This is a genomic window from Lysobacter antibioticus (assembly GCF_000731095.1).
In the GTDB taxonomy this organism is placed as follows: Bacteria; Pseudomonadota; Gammaproteobacteria; order Xanthomonadales; family Xanthomonadaceae; genus Lysobacter; species Lysobacter antibioticus_B.
The window spans coordinates 1-5,963 of record NZ_JMTZ01000129.1; the positions used below are offsets into that span (position 1 = coordinate 1).

The 5,963-nt window shown below is 66.6% G+C and carries 3 protein-coding genes; 2 read left to right on the forward strand and 1 reads right to left on the reverse strand.

The window, feature by feature from the left end; genetic code table 11:
• Positions 1–168: 168 nt before the first annotated feature.
• On the reverse strand, positions 169–1,203 hold the full coding sequence (gene tdh / locus EX88_RS0122280; RefSeq protein WP_031374186.1) for an L-threonine 3-dehydrogenase: 1,035 nt from the start codon (positions 1,201–1,203) through the stop codon (positions 169–171).
• 147 nt (positions 1,204–1,350) lie between these two features.
• Between tdh and EX88_RS0122285 the strand changes: the two genes are divergently transcribed.
• Complete coding sequence (locus EX88_RS0122285; protein WP_031374187.1) at positions 1,351–3,504, forward strand: S46 family peptidase; 2,154 nt, start codon at positions 1,351–1,353, stop codon at positions 3,502–3,504.
• A 242-nt stretch (positions 3,505–3,746) separates the two neighbouring features.
• On the forward strand, positions 3,747–5,837 hold the full coding sequence (locus EX88_RS0122290; RefSeq protein ID WP_031374188.1) for a S46 family peptidase: 2,091 nt from the start codon (positions 3,747–3,749) through the stop codon (positions 5,835–5,837).
• Positions 5,838–5,963 lie beyond the last annotated feature (126 nt).

The window sequence follows — 5,963 nt, forward strand, 5'->3', positions numbered from 1 at the left end:
AAAGCGGCAAAGCAGATCAAAATCTCGGCAACGGCAACGGCAACGGCAACGGCAACCAGCGCGTGCAAACACGCTGCGCTACCCGCAGATGCGACGAAGGCGCCCTTAGGCGCCCTCGTCGTGAGCGGTTTCGTATCGCCTATCGTGTCGCCGGGCGATACCTCGCGCTCAGTTCCAGCTCAACACGACCTTGCCCGCCTTGCCCGCTTCCATCAGGTCGAAACCCTTCTGGAAATCGTCGATCGGCAGCTGGTGGGTGAGCACCTTGCCGAGCGGGAAACCCGACAGCACGAGCTGGGTCATCTTGTACCAGGTCTCGTACATCTTGCGGCCGTACATGCCGTGCAAGGTCAGGCCCTTGAAGATGATCTTGTCCCAGTCGGCGCCGGCGCCCTTGGGCATGATGCCGAGCATGGCGATCTTGCCGCCGTGGTACATGCAGTCGAGCATGTCGTTGAAGGCGCGCGGGTTGCCGCTCATTTCCAGGCCGACGTCGAAGCCTTCCATGTGCAGGTCGGCCATCACGTCCTTGAGCGACTGGTTGGCGACGTTGACCACGCGGGTGGCGCCCATGTCGGCGGCCAGCTTGAGGCGGAAATCGTTGACGTCGGTGACGACCACGTTGCGCGCGCCGATGTGCTTGCAAATGCCCGCGGCGATGATGCCGATCGGGCCGGCGCCGGTGATCAGCACGTCCTCGCCGACCACGTCGAACTCCAGCGCGCAATGCGCGGCGTTGCCGTAAGGGTCGAAGAACGCGGCCAGCTCGCTCGGGATCTGGTCGGGGATCGGCCACAGGTTGCTGGCCGGCATGACGATGTACTCGGCGAAGGCGCCATTGCGGTTGACGCCGATGCCGACGGTGTTCGGGCACAGGTGCTGGCGACCGCCGCGGCAGTTGCGACAGTGGCCGCAGACGATATGGCCTTCGGCCGAGACGCGCTGGCCGGGACGGTAGCCGACCACGCCGGGGCCGAGATCGACCACGCGGCCGACGAATTCGTGGCCGATCACCAGGCCGGGCTTGATCGTGCGCTGGCTCCACTCGTCCCACAGGTAGATGTGCAGGTCGGTGCCGCAGATCGCGGTCTTTTCGAGCTTGATCAGAACCTCGTTCGGGCCGGGCACCGGCACCGGCACTTCTTCCATCCAGATGCCCTTACCGGCTTCGCGCTTGACCAGAGCCTTCATCGTTTGCGTCATGGGAATCGATACCTGAGAGCTGCGGCCGTGCCGCGCGGGAGACAGGCGCGAATTATACGCCGGCGATGTCGCCCGGGCCGGGCGGGGGTTTGCCCGCGCCGGCCGGCTTGGCCTATCGTCGCGGCTTCGTAATGTTCCGGAATGACCATGCGCCCCCGTGTGTTAGCCCTGTCCCTGGCGCTGTGCGCCACCGCCGCCCAGGCCGACGAAGGCATGTGGATGCCCTCGCAACTGCCCGAGATCGCGCGCCAGCTGCGCGCCGCCGGTTTCAAGGGCGATCCGGCCGATCTGGCCGAGTTGACCCGCGCGCCGATGAACGCTGTGGTCAAGGTCGGCGGCGCCACCGGCGCCTTCGTCTCCGGCGAGGGGCTGGTGCTGACCAATCACCACGTGGCCTTCGGCGTCATCCAGTACAACTCCAAGCCTGAGCGCGACCTCATCGGCAACGGCTTCGTCGCCGCCGACCGCGCCGCCGAGCTGCCGGCCAACCCGGATTTCCGCGTGCTGGTCACCACCGGTTTCGACAAGGTCACCGAGCGCATCCTCGCCGATGCGCGCGGCAAGCGCGGCCGCGCTTATTACGAAGCCGTCGATGCGGCGACCAAGGCGGTCGTCGCCGAGTGCGAGCGCGAAGCCGGTTATCGCTGCAGCGTCGCCAACATGTACTACGGCACCGATTTCTATCTGATCCGCCAACTGGAACTGCGCGATATCCGCCTGGTGTATGCGCCGCCGGACGCCATCGGCAACTACGGCGACGAGGTCGACAACTTCGTCTGGCCACGCCACAGCGGCGATTTCACCCTGTTGCGCGCCTACGTCGGCAAGGACGGCAAGCCCGCCGATTACTCGCCCGACAACGTGCCCTACGCGCCGCCGGGGCACCTGCAGATCGCCACCGAGCCGGTGCGCGAAGGCGATTACGCCATGCTTGCCGGTTACCCCGGTGTGACCTTCCGCCATCGCATGGCGGCCGAGTTCGCCCAGCAGATCGAATGGCAGCTGCCGTCGCGTGTGGCCCTGTACGCCGGCATGATCAAGACGGTCGAACAGGCCGCTGCCTCCGACGCCGAAGCCAAGGTGCGCTATGCCGCGCAAGTGGCCGGCTTCAAGAACACGCTCAAGCGCGCCCAGGGCGAACTCGACGGCCTGCGCCGCAGCGATGCGGTGCGCGTACGCCGCGACGACGAGACCGCGATGCTGGCCTGGCTGAGCAAGCAGGCCGATGCCAAGGCGATCCGCGCCGACATCGATGCGGCGCAGAAAGTGCTCGACGACGCGGCATCGACCCGCGACCGCGATCAGCTATTGACCGCGATCCGCACCCAGGCGCAGCTGTTGAACGCGGCCCTGACCCTGCAGCGCCTGGCGCTCGAACACGCCAAGCCCGACGGCGAGCGCGAGACCGGTTACCAGCAGCGCGACGAAACCCTGATCGCCGGCCGGCTCAAGCAAGTGCAGCGCCGTTATGCGCCTGAAGTCGAGAAGGCGGTGCTGCTCGACCTGCTGACTCAATACAAGGCGTTGCCGAAAACCTCGCGCGTGCCCGAGTTCGACCGTGTCTTTGCCGGCGAAGACGCCGCCACCCTTAAGCGCAGCCTCGCCGCGCTGTATGCCGGCACCCGGCTCGGCGACGAGGCGGTGCGCCTGCAGGCGATGAAGGCCGACGCCAAGACCTTGGCCGGGTCCGACGACAGCCTGTTGCGCGCCGCGGCGGCGCTGACCCCGGCGATCCTGGCGCTGGAAGAACAAACCAAGAGTCGCGACGGCGAGCTGTTGCGCCTGCGCCCGGCCTATATGCGCGCCTTGATCGGCTTCCGTAAATCGCAAGGGCGCGCGGTGTATCCGGACGCCAACTCGACCTTGCGCGTGAGCTACGGTGCGGTCAGCACCATGGACCCGCGCGACGGCGTGCGTTATCGGCCGCTGACGACGGTGCAGGGCATCGTCGAGAAGCACACCGGCGTCAAACCCTTCGATGCGCCACAAGCCTTGCGCGATGCGATCGCCAAGGGCGATTACGGCAGCACCATCGATCCCGAACTGAAGACCCAGACCGTCGATTTCCTGACCAACCTCGACACCACCGGCGGCAATTCCGGCTCGCCCGTGCTCGATGCCCACGGTCGCTTGATCGGCCTGAACTTCGACAGCAACTGGGAGGCGGTCAGCGCCAGCTGGATGTTCGACCCGCGCTACAAGCGCGCGATCCACGTCGACATGCGCTATATGCGCTGGCTGCTGGCCAAGGTCTATCCGGCCCCGCACCTGCTCGGCGAGATGCAGTTGCCGGCGGAATAAAAGCGAGGAGTGAGCGCAGAGGAGCGAGAAACGAGCGGCGGCGCCGCTTCTTGCTCACTCCTCACTCCTCTGCACTCGCTTCTGCCTCGACATGACGACCCGGTGCCGTCCAAGCTAGAATCGGAAGCCATTTTCTTATTTGAATCAGGGGTATACGCATGCGTTACACGAAACTGGCTACGGCCATGGTCATGGCCGGCACGCTGGGCGGCCTCGCCACGACGGCCCAGGCCGTCGAAGGCATGTGGGTGCCGCAGCAGTTGCCCGAGATCTCCGCGCCGCTGAAGCAGGCCGGGCTCAAGCTCAACGCCAAGCAACTGGCCGACCTCACCGGCGACCCGATGGGCGCGGTGGTTTCGCTCGGCGGCTGCACCGCCAGCTTCGTCTCGCCGCGCGGCTTGGTGGTGACCAATCATCACTGCGCTTACGGCGCGATCCAGCTCAATTCGACCGCGCAGAAGAACCTGATGCGCGACGGTTTCAACGCCGCGGCCCCGGGCGATGAAGTCTCGGCCGGCCCGGCCTCGCGCATCTACGTGCTCGACTCGATCCAGGACGTGACCGCGCAGATCAAGAGCGCGATTGCCGAAGCGGTCGAGCCGATCGACCGCACCCACGCGTTGGAGACGGTAGAGAAGCAGTTGATCGCCCAGTGCGAGGCCGAGCCCGGCTACGCCTGCGAGGTTTACAGCTTTTTCGGCGGCAGCACCTACCGCCTGTTCCGGCGCATCGAAATCAAGGACGTGCGCCTGGTCTACGCGCCGCCCGGCAGCGTCGGCAACTACGGCGGCGAAGTCGACAACTGGATGTGGCCGCGCCACACCGGCGACTTCTCCTTCTATCGCGCCTATGTCGGCAAGGACGGCAAGCCGGCCGCGTACGCGAAGGACAACGTGCCCTACCAGCCCAAGCACTACCTGAAGATCGCCGACAAGCCGCTCGGCGAGGGCGACTTCGTCATGGTCGCCGGCTACCCGGGGCGCACCAACCGCTACGCCCTGGCGGCCGAGTTCGACGCCACCGCGGACTGGATGTATCCGACCCTGTCGCAGCACTACAAGAATCTGGTCGCTCTGGTCGGGCAGACCGCGAAGCAGGATCCCGAAATCGGCGTGAAGTACGCCAGCACCGTGCGCGGTTGGCAGAACACGCTGAAGAACTACGACGGCCAGCTCGAAGGTTTCGAGCGCATCGGCGCGGCGAAGAAGAAGCACGCCGACGAAGAGGCCGTGCTGGCCTGGCTCGGCAAGCGCGGTAAGGCCGGCGCGCCGGCGTTGGCCGGCCACGCCAAGATGATCGAGCAGATCGAGGCCGCCAACGCGCACCGCGAGCGCGACACCGTGTTCTCGCAGCTGCGCCGTTTCGGCGTGATCGCCGCGTCCGGCACCCTGTATCGCCTCGCGGTCGAACGCGCCAAGCCCGACGCCGAGCGCGAGCCCGGTTACCAGCAGCGCGATCTGCCCTCGATCAAGGCCGCGCTGGAGCAGATGGAGCGTCGCTACGACCCGCGCATGGACCGCGAGCTGCAGGCTTACTGGCTGCGCGAGTACGTCAAGCTGCCGGCCGGCGAACGCATCGCCGAACTCGACCGTTGGCTCGGCGGTTCCGACGAGAAGGCGATCAAGCGCGCGCTCGACAAGCTGGCCAAGACCAAGCTCGGCAGCACCAAGGAGCGTCTGGCCCTGATCGACGATGACCGCGCCGCCATGGACAAGAGCCGCGATCCGGCGATCCAGATGGCCAAGGCGCTGTTCCCGGCGGCGCTGCGCCTGGAGCAGGAAGGCAAGGCCCGCGACGGCGAAACCCTGATCGCGCGCCCGGCCTACCTGCAGGGCGTGATCGACTATCGCAAGAGCAAGAAGCAGGCGGTCTACCCGGACGCCAACTCGACCCTGCGCATCACCTTCGGCAACGTCAAGGCCTACACCAAGCTCGACGGCAGCAAGCAGGCCTCGTTCACCAAGCTCGAAGAGGTCGCCGCCAAGGCCACCGGCCAGGAGCCGTTCAACGCGCCGCAGAACCTGCTCGACGCGATCTCGGCCAAGCGCTATGCCGGCCTGAGCGACAAGCGCCTGAAGACGGTGCCGGTGAACTTCCTGTCCGACCTCGACATCACCGGCGGCAACTCCGGTTCGCCGGTGCTGGACGGCGAAGGCAAGCTGGTCGGCCTGGCCTTCGACGGCAACTGGGAGTCGGTGAGCTCGAACTGGCTGTTCGACCCGGTGATGACCCGGATGATCTCGGTCGACCAGCGCTACATGCGCTGGATCATGCAGGAGGTCTATCCGGCGCCGCAGCTGCTGACCGAGCTCGGCGTGCCGGCGAAGAAGTAAGCCGCCGCAGCCACCCGCAAGCGCAAACGCCGGTCGGTTCGCCGACCGGCGTTTGCGTTTGTGCGGGTGCGACGATCCAGAGGGGGGAGGAGCGACGCGAGCCGCGACCGCGCGGTCGCGGCTCCC